Raw genomic sequence first — 399 nt, 5'->3', positions numbered from 1 at the left:
CTTCAAAACAAGCTGATAAAGCAGTAGATGAGGTTACAAGTGACGCAGAAAAGAAGTCAGGCGATACGAGTACCACTGATACCTCATTTAAAGCCAGTGACGTACAAAACATCAACAAGCTTAATGACTCACTGTTTTCATGGCAACCCTATTCAGAAAAAATTGGTGTGACGGACTTAGCCAATAATACGGGTATGTGCTTAGCTAAGTTTTTTTGGTATTTGAATACTTTAATTTATCAAATCAATGATGAGTTATTGAGTGCCTTATCAAATGACGGTAATTTATCAAAAGCCTTTACACAAGCCCAGAACGCTGTTTCAGGTAAAGTAAAATCTATTTTTGATCAAGGGAAGTTGTTGTTTGGTGGATTAGCTATTATTGTCTTAGCAATTACGG

At 36.3% G+C, this 399-nt stretch carries 1 protein-coding gene; it reads left to right on the top strand.

Translation table 11 applies throughout. The features are described 5' to 3' along the window. Positions 1-399: hypothetical protein (locus tag C1I97_RS38995; protein ID WP_220040915.1), on the top strand; the 399-nt coding region annotated here is incomplete at both ends.

The sequence above is a fragment of the Streptomyces sp. NTH33 genome, from assembly GCF_003236365.1.
GTDB lineage: Bacteria > Actinomycetota > Actinomycetes > Streptomycetales > Streptomycetaceae > Streptomyces.
Note: the sequence above shows the minus strand (reverse complement) of the source record. Positions and strands in the feature narration are given on the sequence as shown.